The organism is Pontibacter kalidii (assembly GCF_026278245.1).
Taxonomy (GTDB): domain Bacteria; phylum Bacteroidota; class Bacteroidia; order Cytophagales; family Hymenobacteraceae; genus Pontibacter; species Pontibacter kalidii.
Map to the genome: position 1 here is coordinate 3,868,237 of NZ_CP111079.1, position 19,815 is coordinate 3,888,051.

General features: G+C 55.4%; 16 protein-coding genes. 12 read left to right on the top strand and 4 right to left on the bottom strand.

What is annotated here, in order from left to right; translation table 11 throughout:
- The first annotated feature begins 92 nt into the window (after window positions 1-92).
- The 7 genes from OH144_RS16150 to OH144_RS16180 all read left to right on the top strand — a co-directional run bounded on the left by OH144_RS16150 (window position 93) and on the right by OH144_RS16180 (window position 6,922).
- The gene (locus tag OH144_RS16150) at window positions 93-1,700 is read left to right on the top strand and encodes a PAS domain-containing protein (protein WP_266203307.1); all 1,608 of its coding nucleotides are present in this window, start codon (window positions 93-95) and stop codon (window positions 1,698-1,700) included.
- A gap of 406 nt (window positions 1,701-2,106) precedes the next feature.
- Window positions 2,107-2,514, top strand: a complete 408-nt coding sequence (locus OH144_RS16155) for a response regulator (RefSeq protein WP_266203308.1) — start codon at window positions 2,107-2,109, stop codon at window positions 2,512-2,514.
- 163 nt (window positions 2,515-2,677) lie between these two features.
- On the top strand, window positions 2,678-3,505 hold the full coding sequence (locus tag OH144_RS16160) for a hypothetical protein (RefSeq protein ID WP_266203309.1): 828 nt from the start codon (window positions 2,678-2,680) through the stop codon (window positions 3,503-3,505).
- 199 nt (window positions 3,506-3,704) lie between these two features.
- The gene (locus OH144_RS16165; protein ID WP_266203310.1) at window positions 3,705-4,136 is read left to right on the top strand and encodes a hypothetical protein; all 432 of its coding nucleotides are present in this window, start codon (window positions 3,705-3,707) and stop codon (window positions 4,134-4,136) included.
- 142 nt (window positions 4,137-4,278) lie between these two features.
- On the top strand, window positions 4,279-4,857 hold the full coding sequence (locus OH144_RS16170; RefSeq protein WP_266203311.1) for a uracil-DNA glycosylase family protein: 579 nt from the start codon (window positions 4,279-4,281) through the stop codon (window positions 4,855-4,857).
- Window positions 4,858-4,913: 56 nt separating this feature from the next.
- A complete protein-coding gene (locus tag OH144_RS16175) occupies window positions 4,914-6,062 on the top strand; it encodes a methionine aminotransferase (protein WP_266203312.1) in 1,149 nt (382 codons plus the stop codon).
- An 83-nt stretch (window positions 6,063-6,145) separates the two neighbouring features.
- Window positions 6,146-6,922, top strand: coding sequence for an amidohydrolase (locus OH144_RS16180; protein WP_266203313.1), 777 nt, complete (start codon window positions 6,146-6,148; stop codon window positions 6,920-6,922).
- Between the two features lie 801 nt (window positions 6,923-7,723).
- On the opposite strand, the gene OH144_RS16185 is transcribed toward OH144_RS16180, so the two are convergent.
- Both OH144_RS16185 and OH144_RS16190 read right to left on the bottom strand, forming a co-directional pair.
- A complete protein-coding gene (locus OH144_RS16185) occupies window positions 7,724-8,110 on the bottom strand; it encodes a hypothetical protein (protein ID WP_266203314.1) in 387 nt (128 codons plus the stop codon).
- Window positions 8,110-10,347 carry an FG-GAP-like repeat-containing protein gene (locus tag OH144_RS16190; protein ID WP_266203315.1) on the bottom strand — a complete coding sequence of 746 codons (2,238 nt, stop codon included), beginning with the start codon at window positions 10,345-10,347 and terminating at the stop codon, window positions 8,110-8,112. The genes OH144_RS16185 and OH144_RS16190 overlap by 1 nt, the downstream gene beginning before the upstream one ends.
- Before the next feature lie 164 nt (window positions 10,348-10,511).
- Between OH144_RS16190 and OH144_RS16195 the strand changes: the two genes are divergently transcribed.
- Window positions 10,512-11,810 (top strand): UDP-N-acetylmuramoyl-tripeptide--D-alanyl-D-alanine ligase, encoded by a 1,299-nt coding sequence (locus OH144_RS16195; protein ID WP_266203316.1) that lies wholly within the window; start codon window positions 10,512-10,514, stop codon window positions 11,808-11,810.
- A gap of 379 nt (window positions 11,811-12,189) precedes the next feature.
- On the opposite strand, the gene rfbC is transcribed toward OH144_RS16195, so the two are convergent.
- A complete protein-coding gene (gene rfbC, locus OH144_RS16200) occupies window positions 12,190-12,732 on the bottom strand; it encodes a dTDP-4-dehydrorhamnose 3,5-epimerase (RefSeq protein WP_266203317.1) in 543 nt (180 codons plus the stop codon).
- 139 nt (window positions 12,733-12,871) lie between these two features.
- Between rfbC and OH144_RS16205 the strand changes: the two genes are divergently transcribed.
- The 4 genes from OH144_RS16205 to ppk1 all read left to right on the top strand — a co-directional run bounded on the left by OH144_RS16205 (window position 12,872) and on the right by ppk1 (window position 17,643).
- A complete protein-coding gene (locus OH144_RS16205; RefSeq protein ID WP_266203318.1) occupies window positions 12,872-13,600 on the top strand; it encodes a c-type cytochrome in 729 nt (242 codons plus the stop codon).
- 3 nt (window positions 13,601-13,603) lie between these two features.
- Window positions 13,604-14,791 (top strand): GTPase HflX, encoded by a 1,188-nt coding sequence (gene hflX / locus OH144_RS16210; protein WP_266203319.1) that lies wholly within the window; start codon window positions 13,604-13,606, stop codon window positions 14,789-14,791.
- Between the two features lie 191 nt (window positions 14,792-14,982).
- The gene (locus OH144_RS16215) at window positions 14,983-15,477 is read left to right on the top strand and encodes a SixA phosphatase family protein (RefSeq protein ID WP_266203320.1); all 495 of its coding nucleotides are present in this window, start codon (window positions 14,983-14,985) and stop codon (window positions 15,475-15,477) included.
- 45 nt (window positions 15,478-15,522) lie between these two features.
- Window positions 15,523-17,643: a polyphosphate kinase 1 gene (gene ppk1, locus OH144_RS16220; protein ID WP_266203321.1), complete on the top strand. Its 2,121-nt coding sequence runs from the start codon at window positions 15,523-15,525 to the stop codon at window positions 17,641-17,643.
- A gap of 1,084 nt (window positions 17,644-18,727) precedes the next feature.
- Here ppk1 and OH144_RS16225 read toward each other — a convergent pair.
- A complete protein-coding gene (locus tag OH144_RS16225; RefSeq protein ID WP_266203322.1) occupies window positions 18,728-19,744 on the bottom strand; it encodes a DUF6268 family outer membrane beta-barrel protein in 1,017 nt (338 codons plus the stop codon).
- Between the last annotated feature and the right edge of the window lie 71 nt (window positions 19,745-19,815).

Sequence of the window (19,815 nt, forward strand, 5' to 3'; positions counted from 1 at the left end):
AGAGCGGCAGGCGCAGGCAGTTTTTTGCTGTTCTAAACCGTATACTATGTAAATTTAGTGATTAGGTACCAATTCTTAAAGCCAGTTGCTCCATGCAGGTAACCGCCAACAAACCCTCCCCAGATTTCGCCCTCGTCTTCAGGGCACTGCCTGGCTTATACTTGCTCCTGTCTCCTGAGCTGAAGGTGCTGGATGCCACTGATCTGTACGCCTGCACATCCAATTTCAAGATCGCAGATATCCTCGGGAAGCATATCTTGGATACCTTTCCTGAAAACCCTGCTAAGACAGATGAGCACAGCAAGCAGAACGTGATCGCTTCGCTCAATGCTGTGCTGGCAACCCAAAAGCCTCATACCATGCCCACGGTGCGCTATGATGTTCCGCTTGTGGATGGAGGCTTTGAGCGCAGGTACTGGAACACCACTCATTCACCCATCCTAAACTCAGCGGGCGACATTGTTTACATCCTGCAGGAAGCCAGCGATGTAACAGCTTCCGTGCTGCAGGAGCAGCTGATTGAGCAAAACAGAGAGCGGCTGTCGCTGCTCACCAGTACCCTCAATGCAGTAACCTGGGAGTATGACATCGAAAAAGGCAAAACGACTTGGGGTGGTAACCTGCAGCATGCCTTTGGTTATAAGCCCGAAGAGATGGGCTCGGGAAAGGAAGCCTGGTTAAGCCGGGTGCACCCGAAGGATATCGCAACAGTAAACAGGAGCTTCGAACAGGCAACCTCAGCCGGAAACAGGTTCTGGTCCTGCGAGTATGAATTCCGGAAAGCGGACGGGTCCTATGCCCGCGTACTGGACCAGGGTTACTTTATCTACGATATCACAAAAAAACCTATCCGTATCGTCGGTTCCATGATAGACCTGACCGAGAGCAGGCAATCGGAGGAAAACCTGAAAGAGACCAATGCGCGTTTCTGGCACCTGCTCGAGAAGCTGCCCTATATTTCTTTCATGGCAGACGCCAAGGGGCGGGCTATTTACTTTAACGACAACTGGTATGAGTATACAGGCATCCCCAAGGGACAGGTAGACGGCTGGATAAACGCCATCCACCCAGAAGACTCGGCCCTTGTGCTTACCTCCTGGAACGAGGCGACAAGGACGGGGCATGTATTTGAGCAGGAGTACCGCATCCGGAACCATATAGACGGGCAGTACCGCTGGTTTCTGGACAGGTGCGCCCCGATGTACGACGAGCAGGGCAACGTAAAGTTCTGGATTGGCACTATAACCGATATTGACGAGCTGCGCGAGACCATTACACAGATGCAGCTTAAGGAGCAGCAATTCGCCAATATCCTGAACCTGCTGCCTGCGCACCTTTGCCTGCTCATGGGGCCCGCCCATGTCTGCCGTTACGTAACCCCTGGTGTCTTTAAAATGTACGGCAACAGGCACTACGTTGGCAAACCCGCAAACGAGATCTGGCCCGAAACGCAACCTATCAATTTTACCGAAGTGTTCGACAAGGTGTACCAGCAGCAGGAGCCGGTCAGCTTTAAGGAGGTACTGGTTCCTGTTACCCCCAACTACGGCGAGCCACAGAAAGACGCCTACTTTAACATACAGTTCCAGCCCCTGCTCGACCCCAACCGGCACGTAGAGGGCGTGCTGATGTCTGCGGTAGAGGTAACAGAGTTGGTGGAGTGTGAGCAAAGGGCAACAAGGTCCGGCGCTCCTGATTGACGGGAACGCATCAAAAACCACTTCTAAGACAACTGCCGTTACATTGCGCTACCTTTGCCCCTGGCTTCCGGCTCGGAGGCGAAGAGGCCCCGGTAACAAAACGTGCTTCTAGAGCGGGAGCAATAGGGAAGTGGCGCTGTATCGGCACAAAGTTTAAACATATACCCACCTGCTGGCTGTTACTACTCGTAGTAGATGAAGTGTGCATATTTTGCCTTCGCAGGAATAAAAGCTATCTTAAACACCTTATACTTTACTAACCCTACTTGTGGCCTATCACGTAGCGGGTTTTAAATAAACTGCTTTTGTCTGGCGTTGTAGTTTTAGGGCCTTTGCGGGGCAGCACGAAGCAGAAATAATCTCGGATACATACGTTAATATATAATACCTACAACAAGTAGCCACTATGAAAGAGCTGAACACGATTCTTCTGATCGACGACGACGAAACCACCAACTACCTGAACCACCGCCTGCTTGCCCGCCTGGAGGCTGCCCCCGACATCAGGGTGGTGATGAACGGCGAAGAGGGCCTGGATTACCTGGAGCATGCCTTTGCCGGTGTAGAAGGCTACCCCCGCCCCGACCTCATTTTTGTGGACATCAAGATGTCGGTGATGGATGGCTTTGAGTTTTTGGAGGAGTACCAGAAGTTTACGCCGGAGCAGAAAGGCGACACCGTGTTGCTCATGCTCACCTCCTCCGCCAGCTTCTACGACCTGGAGAAACTGAAAGCTTTCCCGGACGTGCGCAAACACTACTCCAAGCCCCTGGCTGAAGCCGACGTGCGCGAGATTGTGCAGGAGTACTTCTAGCCCTTGTTTTACCGGCTACGGCAGCGGCTCCCTTACCTGTAAGGGGGCCGCTGTTTTTTTGGGCCGCCTGCCGCCCGCTAACTATAGCCCCTGCATTGCCGTAAATATAAGCCCAACCTTTTAGAGCTAATGCATTGTAAAACATCAATATAGGGATTTTAAAATGGAAAACGAACCAATGAACCGTGATAGCAGCGGGCGCAATAACCAGCAGATAGGCAAGGAACTGCACGACAGGGACCACCAGCACCAGGGACAGTCCGCACAGCGCTATGGCTACCGTGGTGGCCAAGGCAATACCCGTGAATGGGGTGAGGGCAACTACTTCCATACTGGCCCGAGCCCGCGGGGAGCTCAAGACAGCAACGAGCGCAGGTATGGCGAGAACTACCAGCACGACCGCAACTCCACGTATGCCCAGGGCCGCAACGCCCATCTCAGCGACCACTACGGCAGCCGCAGCGGCAGTGCCTACCGTGATGAGAACTCTTACCTGAACCATGGCAACCGCGGCGGCCAGCAGGGCATGCACCGCCCGCAAACACCGGGAGGCTCGCTACAGGGCAACTACAGCGACATGAACGATCGCCGCAACGCCCCCTGGAACGAGGGCCCGGGCACGCGCAGCCGTTATAAGGACGACGATTTCCGCTACGGCAGCGGATCGCATAACTGGTACACCGAAGGCCGCTATACTCCGGACAGCGAGGAAACAGCGCCATACCCACGCGACCACCGTGGTTTCATGGAGCGGGTAAAGGACACCTGGAATGACATCTGGCACTCTGATGACCCTGAGTACCGCCCGCGCCAGCACCACGTGAGCGGTGCAGACCGCCTGGACTCGCACAAGCGCTATGGCTCTGAGAATTATCGCAACCGCAACTTCGACAGAGGGTATGAGGGCGGTCCGCGCTGGGCCGATGAAACAGACTCAGGTAGAGACAATTACTACAAAGACACCGATAGAAACCAACGCTATCGCCGCTGAACCGTATAGGTCTACTAGATTAGGTAGATTTGGTAGTAGATTAGTTTTAGTTAGTAAAATAACAAAGCCAGCCCTCCAGCTGGCTTTGTTATTTTAGGCTTTTTGCTTATCTTAAAAAAGAACATCCTGGTTATCACGCCGTACACCTATACACCTCAGGCCTTTCAGGGATATTTTTTTACTATTAAAGAGACACAGCATGCAGCACGAAGAGCAAGACCCAAGACACCCGCACCACTGGGAGCACCACCAGCACCGTCGCCGCCCACACCACCCGGAGCATTTCAACGACTTCAGGAGCCGTTGGGGAGAGCCTATGCCGGCCACCCACCTGCAACAGCAAGGCCATTACCCCGAGGACACAGACCGTTTCGAGCGTGAGGGAAGGTACCACCGGGAGGAGAAGTGGTTGCCAGAGCAGCAGCGTTACCAGCCGCGCCACCCAGGCCAGCACCACCACCGGGGCGAGCAGCGCCCTCCCCATGAACCTGTCTGGCGCCAGCGCGACGTGCACTTCGACCCGAGCAACCAACGCGTGGAAGACCGCTGGTTCGAGGATCCGCTGATGCCACACCCGCACCGCCGCCCACCCCGTCATTACGACGGCTTCTGGGAGGACTATGAGGATTAACCTATTTCTTCTTCTCCTGAAGTATAAAAGATAAAAGCCGGTATTGCCGGCTTTCGCTTTTTTGGGCACTTGTACGCTGGAAGTATAAAATCTTACCCTTGAGGCGCTACTCTCCTGCCCTATACTTTGTAACTTTACGGGGATGGAGGAACTGGAGAGTTTACTGCAGCAGGTGCGGGCGTGCCGCATCTGCGAAGAACACCTGCCACTGGGTCCGAGGCCTGTGCTGGCAGCCAGCAGCTCCGCCAGGCTACTGGTAGTGGGGCAGGCGCCGGGCACCAAAGTACACGCCAGCGGCATCCCCTGGAACGACCAGAGCGGCAAGCGCCTGCGGCAGTGGCTGGGGCTGGGACCGGAGGCGTTCTACGACGCCGGCAAGGTGGCCATTATTCCCATGGGCTTCTGCTACCCCGGCAAAGGCAAGTCAGGCGACCTGCCGCCGCGCCCGGAGTGTGCCTTACATTGGCACCAGCGCCTGCTGGCGCAACTGCCCCATGTACAGCTCACGCTGCTCATCGGCAAGTATGCGCAGGACTATTTTCTGGGAGGCCAGGCTAAGCCTACCTTAACCGAAACAGTCGCTAACTGGCACGAGTACTTACCTCAATACATGCCCATGCCGCACCCTTCACCGCGCAATCAGTTCTGGCTGCGGCGCAACCCGTGGTTCGAGGCCGATGCCATACCGTATGTGCAGCAGCTGGTGCAAGCTATCATCTAGAAATATTCGTATATTTAGTTCCTGTAGCACTGTATACACACCTTGCCCCAAGCTTTATGATGAACTACCCCTCGAGCAAACTCCCTGACGTAGGCACCAGCATTTTTACGGTGATGTCGGCACTGGCTAACGAGCACAAGGCCATTAACCTGTCGCAGGGCTTCCCGGACTTTAACTGCCCGGAGCCACTGATAAACCTGGTGACCAGGTATATGCACGAGGGCTTTAACCAGTATGCGCCTATGGCCGGCATGCCGCAGCTGCGCCAGAAGATCAGCCTGAAAACAGAGAAAATGTATGGCTTCCGCCCTGACCCTGACACGGAGATCACCGTTACGTCCGGGGCCACGGAGGCGTTGAACGCAGCCATAGCGGCGGTGGTAAAGGCGGGTGATGAGGTGGTGGTGCTGGAGCCCTGCTACGACAGCTACGCCCCTGTTATTAGGCTGTGCGGCGGCTCGCCCATCTACGTGCCGCTGGCGCTGCCGGATTTCTCGGTGGACTGGGACCAGGTGAAAAAGCGCCTCTCCTCCCGCACCCGCATGATCATCATCAATACACCGCACAACCCTACCGGCGCCGTGATGACAAAACAGGATATGGGTAGGCTGGCCAACTTGCTGGACGGAACGGATATTCTGGTATTGAGCGATGAAGTATACGAACACATGGTGTTTGACGGGCAGCAGCATTACAGCGCCCTGCAGCACCCGCAGCTGCGCGCGCGAAGCTTTGTAGTCTCCTCGTTCGGGAAAACCTACCACACCACCGGCTGGAAGGTGGGTTATGCCATAGCGCCGCCGCAGCTAACAAGCGAGCTGCGCAAAATGCACCAGTTCATCACCTTCAGCACCGCCACGCCTTTTCAGCTGGCCATTGCTGATTTTATGGATGAGGAGAACCATTACCTGGAGTTGCCGGACTTCTACCAGGCAAAGCGCGACTTCTTTTTAGAGCAGCTGCGGCAGACGCGCTTCGAGGTCATCCCATCGGCAGGCACCTACTTTCAGCTGGCCAGGTATAGTGGCGTTTCCGATGCATATGACCTTGATTTCGCCAAACGGCTTACGACCGAAACCGGGGTGGCTGCCATACCCGTCTCAGCCTTTTACCACGACAAGACCGACAACAAGTACCTGCGTTTCTGTTTTGCCAAGAGCGAGGATACCCTGCGGGCAGCCGGAGAGAAGCTGGCTAAAGTATAGTTTTAAAGAAGAAGGATGATGGGCAGAAGAATCTTCGTGCTTGATTCTCCATCCTAATAACGAATAACGAGCAACCAATAACCATGAACTTACGCGTAACAATCGTACAGACGGAACTACACTGGCATGATGCCGAAGCCAACAGAAGGATGTTTTCGGAGAAGCTCGCCGCTGCAGCCCCGCAAACCGACCTGATCGTGCTGCCAGAGATGTTTACCACCGGCTTCAGCATGACCCCGGAAGGGATAGCGGAGGAGGCCGATACGACCACTCTGGACTGGATGCAGCAGGAGGCGCAGCGGCACCAGGCGGTGCTGACCGGCAGTGTAATGGTACAGCAAGCAGATCGGTTTCTGAACCGCCTCTACTGGGTGCGCCCCGACGGCAGCTATGCCACCTACGATAAGAAGCACCTGTTCCGGATGGCCAAAGAGCACCATACGTATACCCCTGGCAACGAGCGGCTGCTGGTGGAGCTGAAGGGATGGAATGTATGCCCGCTGGTGTGCTATGACCTGCGCTTCCCGGTATGGAGCCGCAACACAGACAATGCCTACGACCTGCTGCTGTATGTGGCTAACTGGCCCAAAGTTCGAAGCCAGCCCTGGCGCACGCTGCTGCAGGCCCGCGCCATCGAGAACCTGGCTTACGTAGTGGGCGTGAACCGCGTAGGCACCGACGGAAACAACCATCCCTACTCCGGTGACTCCGCCTTTATCCACCCCAAGGGCTACCACCTGCTGGATACTGCTGAGGCAGAAGGCATCCATACTTTAACGCTGAGTAAACAGGAGCTAGAGGATTTCAGAGAGGCTTTCCCGGCGCACCTGGATGCCGACAGGTTTAGCTTGCAAGTATAAACCCACCCCTAGCCCCTCCAAGGAGGGGAATTTAACCTCACCCTAACCCTCTCCTAAGAACAGGAGAGGGAGCTTGGCAGTACCTAGTCCAACCACCCCTTCCCCTCCTTGCCTAAGGAGGGGAGCCTGCTATTGCCACTGCTCAAGTATAAGTTTTATAGCAAGAGTGGTTGGAGGAACATCCCCCTACCCCCTTCAAAGGGGGACTTCGGTTCACATTGCATAGCAAGAAGCTATTGAACTGAAACCCAGTCCTTGGGTTGAGCGCCTTGTAGATTTCCGGTGCCGAAGGCATTGCGACGCAGGAGCAAAAGAAATGTACACAGCGCGATGCCCTTATCGAGGGGCCCTACCCCCAGGACGAGTCATCTCGGGCTTGAGAGCAACAAAGTATGAGGTGAAACGATTAGTATGTAAATCTGGAGGATGAACGGCAGCTAGCAAGTAAGCTTGTGTCCAGTTGCAAACAGCAGCGGCTAAGCGAAGGCACAAGCGGACGCTTGCGCCAGTGAAAGTATAGCAGCAAGTATAACCTAAAGTATAAAAGTATAGCCAAGTATGAAGTATGGCTCTCTGAGCCAGTCGGGTTGCAAACCCGACATCAAAGAAGGCACGGGTCGCAAACCCGCGCCAGCGATCGTACAAAGTATAAACCAGCAAGTATTGCCGATGTATATAGCATGGCCGAAGCAAACCAGTCAAATCACAGGCTCGGCACCATACAAGGATACAAGTCGGAAGACTTGCACCAGGAAAGAAAACGGAGAAATTTGGCTTCCCACCAGGCCCAACCAAAACCAATCATACTTCCAGAAACATCCTTACCTCCTCCACCACTTGCTCCTCCTTTACCATTTTAAACGCTAGATGCGGACGGGCGGCAAAAATGCGCTGGAGACGTGGGTGCTGGCCCTGTAGCAGCACCAGCCGCTGCCTGCCTTCCTCAAACAGTTCCTCCAGCAGCGGCATTAGACTACCGAAATCGGCTGTGTCCGCGCCTGCTTTTATACATATAACTGCCTGTTCGCTTTCCCGGAGCAGGCGCAGGGCATAGTGCTGCAGCAGTTCATCAGACTTTGCATCCAGATCAAGTACGGAAACGGAGGGCATGCTTTGCCGCACCTGCTCCACCACCGGCTTATGAAAGGATGTGTTTTCCGCAAGATCGAAGTATAGAAATGCCTGCATCAGCGCACCATCAGTTTTACAGAAGTATGGCCACCCCGCTCTGAAACGGCCCGGATGATGTAGATACCTGCCTGCAGCCCCTGCACGGATAAAGTGTGGGTGCGGCTATACTTGTGGTGCGGGCTGCGGTATACGCGCTTGCCTACCACATCGTACACTTCCAGCTGCACCGGCTCCGAGGCCTGCACTTTTACCGGCTCCGCCGCAGCCCTGTCGTGTGGGTTGGGGTAAACTGTTAGCGTGAGTTTCTCGCCTGCATCCGGGGTGGCTACGTTACCAGAGGTTTGCTGCAGCAAGTATAAGCCGCCGCCTTTGGAGCCCAGCACCAGGTATACTTTATCCTCGCCGCCCAAGGGTGCCGCCGCTACACTTAGCCCGCGCCCTAGCCTGGTTGCCTGCACCTGCTGCGTCAGCTCGTTCTCCAGCAGCTCGGCTTCGGCGGTGAGGGTGGCGTTCAGGTTTTGGGTGATGTTGCGGTAGATGCGCAACTCGCCACTATCATCTGCCGTCAGCAGATCCGGGACGTTGTCTCCGTCAATGTCATAGATGAAGGGGTGTAAGTAGCGCCTGTCAAAGTCATAGCCAATACCGCCGAAGCTGCTGTTCTCTAAGGTATAAACAGGGGCGGTAGCGGTGCCGGTGTTACGGTAAAACTCCAGGTTGCTGGCCGACTTGCCCAGCAGCAGGTCGAGGTCGCCGTCATTGTCCAGGTCGGTAAAGGCCGGGGTGTCGCCATCGGCAATTTTGAGGAGCTCCTGTTGCTGGGCAAAGTCATAGGCCGACGGCTGGCCGGTGGCGGCCAGGTTGCGGAGCCACACGATGCGGCTGCTCCCCATGCTGGTGCCCTTCAGGGTAAGTATAAGATCCGGATTCCCATCGCCGTCCACATCAGCAAAAAGAGGCTTTATACTATAATACGGCCGGTTGTGCAGCTTCAGAAAATCATCGGTTACCAGCTCAAAAGCAGGTTGGGTGGGGCTGCCGGTGTTGCGGTAAAAGCTGAGGGAGCCGCTGTAGGTGCTGTTGCGGTAGCTGGCATCATTGCCTACCAGCATATCCAGGTCGCCATCGCCGTCCAGGTCAGCAAAGGCCGGATAAGCTCCCTCGCTCAGGTCGATCATCTGGCTCTGCAGAAAACCATCCTGCACAAACGCAAATGCCGGCTTATCAGCGGCGCCTGTGTTGCGGTAGAGCCAGGTGGAGCGCTGAAAATCCATGTCCCGTATCTCCTCAAAGGCTTGGGTCGTAACCAGAAGGTCGGGCACGCCATCAAAGGTGACATCCTCGTAAAAAGCAGCCGGGAAGAGGTCAAAACTTACCGGGTTTGCGGCAGGAAAGTCTGGCAGAAATCCATCCATCAGCGCATTGTTCCGGTCGCCTTTGTTCTCCATCAGCACCAGGTTCTGGCAGGCCACGCCTCCCAGCACCAGCTCCATATCGCCATCCCCGTCCATATCGAGCAGCAGGTGAGTAGAGCCCTCGTGGCCCGAGTGCATGGGGGCCGCTATACTTTGCCCGTGGCTGCTCCCGCACTGCTCGCCAAACTTAAACTCGTTGCAGCCGTCGCACTCGGTAATGCCGCCCCACCAGCTGCTTTGCTGCTCATACACCAGCGACTCACAAGGCAGGCCCTGCTCTGCCTGCATGTTCAGGTACAGCTCCAGGTAGCTACCCTGCGAGAAATTGGAGAGGAGAATATCCAGGTCGCCGTCGCCGTCGATGTCGGTTAAGGCGGGGATGTCTGTGGCGTTCATCTGCATGTTCACGCGGCCGTTACGGTAGCGCAGCCCGTCCGTTACCTGCGTGAAGCGCAGCGGCTCACCGGGCTCCTGCCGGAACACACGTATCCCCAGCGGGGAGTTGGTGAACACATCCTTCAGCCCATCGCAGTTGTAATCGCGCAGCAGTACCCAGTAGGCCAACTCACTCGGAAAGACGCTCTCATACTCCGGCGCATAGGTATACTGCCACTGCCCCGCCTCCTGCACCGCCAGCCAGGTGTATACTTTGCCCGTGTGCCTGTCGAAGGCGAACAGGTCGTCCTGCCCGTCCTGGTTCAGGTCGATGGTAGAGAACTGCGGCGCGTTAAGGCCACCGCTCCAGGGTTCCGATAGCGTACCGGCAGGGGAGGTAACGGGTATACTTTGGCTCATCCGGAAGCGGAGCGGCTCCTGCTGCTGCGCCAAGGCTCCGGAGAGGGATAAAAGTATAAACAGAAGCGGTAGGTACACTTTCATAGTTTTGAGGTTGGCCGCCGGGTTGGGGCTGCAGGTTATGCTGATGAACGTAAGTCGGGCTGCTGTCGTTTTTGGCGAATTGGGTGTATATTGTGCCGCTATACTTTCAGCGCCCAAGCAACGTAAGTTAGGAGCATCAGACGCAAGCTAAATTTAAGCATTTCATGCAGAATACGATCGAGTTTCTATACCAAAAATACCTCGAGTGCCGCCACGTCAGCACCGACTCTCGCGCCGTTCAGGACCAAAGTATGTTTTTCGCCCTGAACGGGCCGAATTTCAAGGGGGCAAAATTTGCCGCTATGGCGCTGGAGAAGGGAGCCAAGTATGCCGTGGTGGATGACCCTAGTATGGCCTCGGAGCATGTATTTGTAGTGGAGGACACGCTGCAGGCGCTGCAGGACCTGGCGCGCCACCACCGCCGCCAGCTAAGTATACCGGTCATCGGTATTACGGGCTCCAACGGCAAAACCACCACCAAGGAGTTGATACACGCGGTACTGAGCCGGAAATTCAACACGCTTTATACGCAGGGCAACCTGAACAACCACATCGGCGTGCCGCTCACGCTGCTGCGCATCACCCCGGAGCACGAGATGGCGATTATTGAGATGGGAGCCAACCATATCGGCGAAATCGCCCTACTCTCCAGTATCGCTCTGCCCACACACGGCATGATCACCAACATCGGCAAGGCGCATTTGGAAGGATTCGGCAGCCTGGAGGGCGTGGCGCGCGGCAAGAGCGAGCTGTACGTGCACCTGCTGGAGCACGGCGGCACCGTGTTTGTGAACACCGGCAACGAGCACCTGATGCGCATGAGCCGCCGCATCGAAAGCAAAGTAACCTACCCTGCCCCCGACGATTTTTACCACAGCGAGCTGCTGGAGGCCTCACCTTACGTGGTGTATAAGGACGAGGAAGGCAACGTGGTGCATACGCAGCTGGTGGGCAGCTACAACTACGAGAACATGGCCGCTGCCGCCTGCATTGGCAAGTACTTTGGCGTGCCGCTGCAGCAAGCCAACGAGGCCATCGCCGCCTACAGCCCGGTAAACAACCGCTCGCAGGTGCTGCAGCAGGGCAGCAATACCATTATTCTGGACGCCTACAACGCCAACCCCACCTCTATGGCCGCCGCCGTGCGCAACTTTGGCAGTATGAATGCCCCACGCAAGGTAGTTATACTGGGGGATATGTTTGAGATGGGCCCTGAGAGCGAGGCCGAGCATAGAGCTTTAGGCGAAGTGGTAGCCCAGCAGCCTTTTGACACGGTTATACTTTGCGGCAAGGACATGCAGTATGCCGCCGGGGTAAACGAGAACTTTTTATACTTTGAAACCAAGCCGGAGCTGCAAACCTGGCTGCGCAAGAACCCCATTGCAGATAGTTATGTGCTGATCAAAGGCTCGCGGGGGATGGGGCTGGAGACGCTGGTGGAGGAGTTGAAGACCAGTGATTAGTAGGATCTAACTGATTTTGCCCGAGTCCGGATTAAGTGGCAGGGCGGTTTCATTCCCCACTTGCTGGCGCGGGTTTGCAACCCGCGCCTTGTTATGAGGATGGATTTGTAGTTCGACTGGGCCGGAGGCCCAAAATAGCCGGTCACGAGCGTGGACGCTCGCGCCATAACGAACGAGTTTACCAGAAGGAAACAGCCCTGAGATTAACTGGGATAGGTCGGTTAACAGGCTGTGTAGAGACGCAATACGTTGCGTCTCTATTCTATCTGAATAAGACTTGAAAAGGTAAGGTCAGCCACTTTAATTTAAAATGGCTGACCTTCTTATTTGTAAGCGAAAATCCGTCTAAATCAAGTAAAATCATACTTGATCACTAGCCTTAAAACGGCGAGCTGAAATCCTCCAGCAGCGGCAGCACCTCATCCTTTGGAGATACCAGCGGCTCGGCGATGCCCCAGTCGATGCCCAGGGCGGGGTCGTTCCAAAGGATGCCACCCTCCGTTTCGGGGGCATAGAAATCGGTGCACTTATAGAGGAAGGTGGTGTTATCCTCCAGAGCCACAAAGCCATGCGCAAACCCTTCCGGGATATAGAAAACATTGTGCCGCTCCGCATCAAGCACACAGGCCACATGCTGCCCGTAGGTTGGAGAGTCCTTACGCAGGTCCACCGCTACATCCAGGGCCTTGCCTGTAGATACCCTTACCAGCTTTGCCTGCGCGCGCGGCGGCTTCTGGAAGTGCAGCCCGCGCAGTACGCCTTTTGCAGATACAGATTGATTGTCCTGCATAAAAACGGGTTTCAGGCCAAGTGGCTCGAACCACTTCTGGCTAAAGGTTTCCATAAAATAGCCGCGGTCGTCGCGGAAGATGCGTGGCTGGAACTCGATCAAGCCCTTGATATGGAAAAGTTTGTGATCCATTGCTAATTATTGCAGTGCGTCAAGTTATCTATACTTTGCAAGGGCCGCCGGGTTTATGAAGGCGCAAGTTAGCTGTTTTGCCCGCAGCATCAGAAATTTTAATGTAATTTGCGGCTATTCATCCAACCAAAGTATACACATGCAAGAAACGATTGTCTTTCTGCACACGCACGTACTGGTGGTGGTCTTGTTCCTGCTCCTGTTCGCCTACAAAACCGTGCTGCTGCTGCTAAACAGGCACGAGGCACTAGCCAGGGCGCGCAGGCAAACCCGCATGCTGGATATTATCTTTGGCACGCTTATACTTGTAACCGGCGGCTTCCTGCTCTACAGCTACCAGGGTGTGCCTGCCTGGCTTATCCTGAAAGTCGTGCTGGTGGTGCTGGCCATCCCCTTAGGTATAGTGGGCATCAGGCGCGAGAGTAAAGTGCTGGCCGGCGCATCACTGCTGCTTTTCGGCTACATCTACGGCGTGGCCGAAACCAAGAGCCTGACCCTGCAAGAGCCCGGTGCGATGCAGAATGCCACCTCAGCCATCACGGCCACGCCTGAAACGGACGCAGCCGAAACAGGTGATGCGAGCCTGAGCCAATCGGCGGAGGCACAGCAGGGGATTGTGGCAGCCATGAACGAGGCACAACTATCCAATGCCAAAGCCATTTATACCCACCTTTGCGAAACCTGCCACGGGGCCGACGGAGCCAGAGGTTTGGGCGGCGCCTCTAACCTGCAGGTAAGCAACCTGAGCCAAAACAATCGTGTACACGTAATCGAAAAGGGCCGCGGCCTGATGCCAGCCTTTGGCGGCCAGCTATCCGATGAGGAAGTGGAGGCGCTGGCCACTTATACCATGACGCTTAAAAAATAATGAATGGCTAAACAAAAATTCTTCGAAACCTCTAAACCGCAGGAAACGGCTGTGCTGGTGGCAGTGCCAGGCTACCGCCAAACCGACGAGCAGACAGAGGAATACCTGGACGAGCTTGCCTTCCTGGCTGAAACGGCGGGCGCCCAAACGCTGAAACGCTTTGTGCAGAAGCTCGACAAGCCCGATGTTCGCACCTTTGTGGGAAGCGGGAAGCTGGACGAAATACAGGCTTATGTAAAGGAGCACGAGGTGGACATGGTGATTTTTGACGATGACCTGAGCCCCTCGCAGGTGCGCAACATTGAGCGCGAGATGCAGATCAAGATTGTGGACCGAAGCCTGCTCATACTTGATATTTTCGCCCTGCGCGCCAAAACCGCCCAGGCCCATGCCCAGGTAGAGATGGCCCAGTACCAGTACCTGCTGCCGCGCCTCACCAACCTCTGGACGCACTTATCCAAGCAGAAAGGCGGTATCGGCATGAAGGGCCCCGGTGAGACCGAGATTGAGACGGACCGCCGTATCGTGCGCGACAAGATAGCCTTGCTGCGCGAGCGACTCAAAAAGTTCGAGAAACAGAACTTTGAGCAGCGCAAGGCCCGCGCCGGCATTGTGCGTGTGGCGTTGGTGGGGTATACGAACGTAGGTAAGTCCACGCTCATGAACCTGCTCTCCAAATCGGAGGTGTTTGCCGAGAACAAGCTGTTTGCCACCGTGGATGCCACCGTGCGCAAGGTGGTGCTCGACAACGTACCCTTCCTACTCTCCGACACGGTAGGATTCATCCGCAAGCTGCCTACCAAGCTCATCGAGTCGTTCAAGTCCACACTGGATGAGATACGCGAGGCAGACCTGCTGGTGCATGTGGTGGATGTGTCGCACCCCTCGTTTGAGGAACATATCGCTGTGGTGAACGAGACACTGAAGGACATCAACTCAGCGGAGAAGCCGGTGCTGCTGGTGTTCAACAAGATAGACCAGTACCTGAAGCAGCGCGAAGAGGAGCTCGGAGAGGAGGAGGCTGACGTGCGCCCCTCCATCGACGACCTGAAGGCCACCTACATGGCCAAGGAGCATGCGCCTGCCATGTTCATCTCTGCCACCGACAAGCTTAACATCGATGCCCTGCGCGAGGAGCTGCAGCGCCGTGTGGCTGAGATCCACTTCCAGCGCTACCCGAACAACGTATAGGTTGCCGGTTATACTTTAAAAAGCCCACCCCTGCTCCGGCAGGCGGTGGGCTTTTGTTTTTGTGCCTTACCTTGTCCAGTGCCGGGCCTAACCAGGCCGGCACAACCATTTACCCATACTTTCAGTAAGTAGCTAAGCCACCCTTGCGGCCATTTAAATGGCTGCAAGGGTGGCTTAGAAACAGAAATCATATGAAGACGCTATATATTCTTAGGCACGCCAAATCGAGCTGGAAGTTTGAGGGAATCAGCGACCATGACCGCCCCCTGAACAAACGCGGCCGCCACGACGCCCCACTGATGGGGCAGGAACTGGCGGCACGGGGCGTGGCACCGCAGCTCGTCATCTCCAGCCCAGCCGTGAGGGCCATTAGTACGGCTACGCTGGTAAGCAGGGAGTTGGACTACGACCCGGATGACATCCTGGTAGACACCCGTGTCTACGGCGCCGACCGGGACGACCTGTTGGAGGTGGTGCAGCACGCCCCAGCCGAAGTAGACAGCCTGCTGCTGGTGGGCCACAACGAGGCCCTCTCCGAGTTCGCCAACATGCTGTCGCAGGAGCCGATCGGGAGCCTGCCTACCGCGGGCGTGGTGGGCCTGCAGTTCGACTGCGAGAGCTGGTTCGACATCTCCAAAGAAAACGCAACCCTGCTCTTCCACGACTTCCCGAAGAACCGCCAATAACAACACCCTTACATTCCGCCCCGGGATAAAAGCATACTTTACCAAATGATGGAAGAAAAGAAAGAAAAGAAGCTGAAAGCAAGTTCAGAACCACCTTACATTAACCGCGAGCTGAGCTGGCTGGCTTTTAACTATAGAGTACTGCAGGAAGCCAAGGACAAAACCGTGCCTCTGCTGGAGCGCATCAAGTTCATGGCTATTTTCTCGTCTAACCTGGACGAGTACTTTAAAGTGCGCGTGGCCACCCTCAAACGCCTGATCAAACTAAAGCCAAAGACCCGCAGCAAGCTGGACGAGGAACCGCAGGAGACCCTGGATCAGGTGCTGCAGGAGGTGCACCGGCAGCAGGAGGAGTTCGGGCAGGTGTTCCGTGACGGCATTCTGGCCGACCTGCGCGAGCACGACATCCACATGCTGACAGAGCACGACCTGAACCCCAAGCAAAAGGAATGGGTGCATGACTACTTCACAGAGACGCTGGAGCCGTTGCTGCTGCCCATCATCCTGGACGAAACCGAAACCCACCTGTTCCTGCGCGACCAGACCGTATACCTAGGAGTGAAGATGTGGGACCCGGCGGAGGAAGACTGCAAGGCAGAGCGCTACGCCATGCTGGAGATCCCCACCAAAAAACATGGCGGTCGCTTCGTAAAACTGCCAACGGTAAACGAGCAGCGCTACGTGATGTTCATAGACGATGTGATCCGCTTTTGCCTGCCGAGGCTGTTTCCAAAGTATAAAGCCTTTGCCGCCCATGCCGTGAAGGTCTCCAGGGATGCCGAGTTGGACATTGAGGAGGAGGTATCGGGTAGTTTGATGGCCAAGATACAGAAGAGTCTGAAGAAGCGCGAGACCGGCTACCCCGCCCGCCTGCTCTACGACCCCGAAACACCGCAGGACCTGCTGGACATGATGATGGCCCACACCGGCATTACCGAAGAGGAGCTGGTGGAGGGAAGCAAGTACCACAACTTCCGCGACTTCTTCGGGTTCCCGGACTTTAACCTGCCTGGCCTGAAGTATGATCCGCAGCCCACGCTCATACACCCGCAGTTGGAGCAGGAGCCAAGTATACTTGCCGCCATGAAAGAGCGTGATTACCTGGTGCACTACCCCTACCAGTCGTTCGACTACGTGCTGCGCCTCTTCGACGAGGCTGCCCAGGACCCGAAGGTAACCGCCATGAGCGCCACGCTCTACCGCGTGGCCGATAAATCCAGGATAGCCAAGGCCTTGGTAAAGGCGGCCAGGAACGGCAAGCTGGTAACGGTGGTGGTGGAGCTGAAGGCCCGCTTCGACGAGGAGTCGAATATTTACTGGGCCGGTAAATTGCAAAAGGCGGGGGCCAACGTCATCTTTGGCGTCCCTGACCTGAAGGTGCACTCCAAGCTGGGCCTCATCACCCGAAACGAGAAAGGCAAGCTAGTCAACTATGCCTACCTGAGCACCGGCAACTACAACGAGACCACCTCTAAAATCTACGCCGACCACGCCCTTTTTACCACCGATAAGCGCCTGACGAAGGATGTGGAGCAGGTCTTCAACCTCTTCATCGACAGGCAGACCGATAAGAAGTTTGAGCACCTGCTGGTAGCTCCCATCAACATGCGCCAGGGCTTTGTTAAACTCATCGACCGGGAGATCAAAAACGCCAAAAAGGGCCTGCCGGCAAGTATGATCCTGAAGATGAACGCGCTGCAGGATGCCCGCATGATCGGGAAACTGTACGAGGCCAGCCAGGCCGGCGTGAAGATACAGCTGCTGGTGCGGGGCATTTGCTGCCTGAAGCCGGGCGTGCAGGGCGTGAGCGAGAACATTGAGGTGCGCGGCATCGTGGATCGTTACCTGGAGCACGCGCGGGTCTACATCTTCCACAACAACGGCGAGGAAAAGCTCTACATCGCCTCTGCCGACTGGATGACCCGCAACCTGAACCGGCGCGTGGAGGTGGCTTTCCCGCTTTACCAGCCCGACTTGGTGGAGCAGGTGCGCCACATCATAGACCTGCAGCTGCAGGACGACACCAAAACCCGCACCGTGGACAACAGCTATCTGAAGCCAGAGGCGCCGACCAACGTGCGGGCGCAGTACGCTGCCTACGCGTACCTGCGCGAGCTGGTGCCCTCGGACACGGCAGCCGCCTGCGAGCCCAGAGAAAAGGAGTAGAAAAGTATAAACCCTTGCTCTAAAGCATACCTTCGGAAACAGCCTGGCTCCAGCTATACTTCGTGTAGCCGGGGCCAGGCTATTTTTGTCTTTATCCTACCCCTCCACCTCTCCTTTATCGAGGTCCCCTACCCCAGAACAGGAGAGAGCTTCTGCAGACGATTAACATCCCCCTGCCCCTTCAAAGGGTAGAGCCGTTAAGTTCTCTCTTTTGTCATCCTGAAAGTGGCACATCCCGGACTTGTTTCGGGGGATCTCTTGTGGGCTAGTAGCAATAGCTTAACCTCCCTTCCACCAAGTTTCTTAACAGAATGACAGTAATTTTTGATCCTATTTTGCTAGAATGAAATGACTCTATCCTCAAAGAGGGACAGTCTATACTTGTTGTGTAGCAAAGGCAGCAGCTATCGAATCTGTTCCCAGTCCTTGGGTTGAGCCCTCTCGGGCTGGAGAGCACCAAAGTTGGAAATGCAACTGTAGGTTTGTAAGTCTGGAGGATCAGCGGCGGCTAGAAAGGATAGCTTGCCTCAAGTGGAAGGAAGCAGCGGCAAGTAGAGACAAAGTATAAAGTATAGCCAGTGTATGAATCAGCAAGTATAAACTGGCAAGTATAAAAGTATGGCCTGCTGCGGATTAGGAAGTCCGCAGCAGGCAGAGTTCCGGACAAGGACGTCCGGAACAGCAAGTATAAAAAGGCACAGCGGACGCCCCGAAATGCTTCGGGACTTTCAGCTTGCGCTAGCAAAAGTATGGCAAAGTATAAATCGGCAAGTATAAAACCCAAGTTGCGATCTACTCATGATGTGCAGGTGTAAATCCACCCCTAACCCCTCCGAGGAGGGGGATCACCTACTCTTTTGCGAAATTCCCCTCCTTGGAGGGGCAGGGGTGGGTTAATTGCAACTTGAGTTATAAAGTATAGCCAAAGCAAGTATGGCTTTTCAAGCCAGTCAAGTTGCAAACTTGACCTCATCGAAGGATACAAGTCTGAAGACTTGCACCATGGAAAAAGGCGGCCAAAGGTTTATTTTACACTTCCACAAACATCGCAGCTTAGGCTTTATACTTACCAGATGCGCCACGCTTACTTCTGGGTAAACCTTCTGGGTGGCACCAGGTATAGCTCCACACCCACATACCCGGCGCCAGCCAGGTCGTTTTCGATCAGTTCATCCCGTGAGCCCACATCATCATAGAGGCGGTGCCTGTAGTACTGCCGGAAGCCTCCCTCCACAGCAAACCACAGGAAGTCGTAAATCTCGCGCTCCACGCGCAGCAGGCCCTTTATATCGGTACGGCGCAACTCCAGGTCCTCGAACTCTGACAGCGGCGGCTCATCCACATACAGGTTGTAGCTAGCTCCCTCCAGGCGGTAGCCGGCGTAGAACAGCGTTTTCTCGTTCAGGTTATACCTGACCCTTAAATTGGCCGGGAAGATAGACTCCACCCCCCATTTCGGATTGAAGGTGCGGTTGTAGAGGACGCCCGGGTACACCCTCTGCCGCCCGAACGTATAGCCCCATTGCAGGCCCACCCCAATGACATAGTCCGGGCTTTTCTTCCAGCCGTAAGCCAAGTCCATGGTGCCCTTCAGGTAATCCGACACGTTGATGTTGTCACGGGTGTAATCGCCGTTAAGTTCGCCCTTTACGCGTATGAAGTAGAAGTTGCGCTCGTTAAGCGAGTGCAGGTACAACACCTGCAAGCCTATGCTTCTTAGGTTCTTGTCCTCCAGGTAGCGGTACAGGTCGTAGGAGGCCGGTGTAAGGCCCCCAAAGTTAAATTCCTCCAGTTCATAGTTAAAGCCGATCACCACCTTGTCCTGCGGCTTGTTCAGGAGTGGGGCAAAGGCCCGCACCGAGAACTTGTTATGCCGGTCTATCCTCCCGGAGCCATCGCCCACCCTGGGGTTATCCGATTCGGATTCTATGCCAAAGCCAGGCAGGCGTTCGTAGCTAACCACCACTCCGCGCGGCTTGCCTTCGCCGCGCACACCAGGGGATGCAAACTCCTCCAGCACCTCTGTTTCGGGTGTTACCTGCGCTTCCGCCAAAAAGAAGGGTATAAAGAAAAGTGTAGTCAGCAGTAATAGGTTTTTCATAGTTCTGTAGGTTTCATTCAGGCTTATCTTAAGGGATGCCTGCTTTCCCGGTTATACTTTTTGTTCAGATA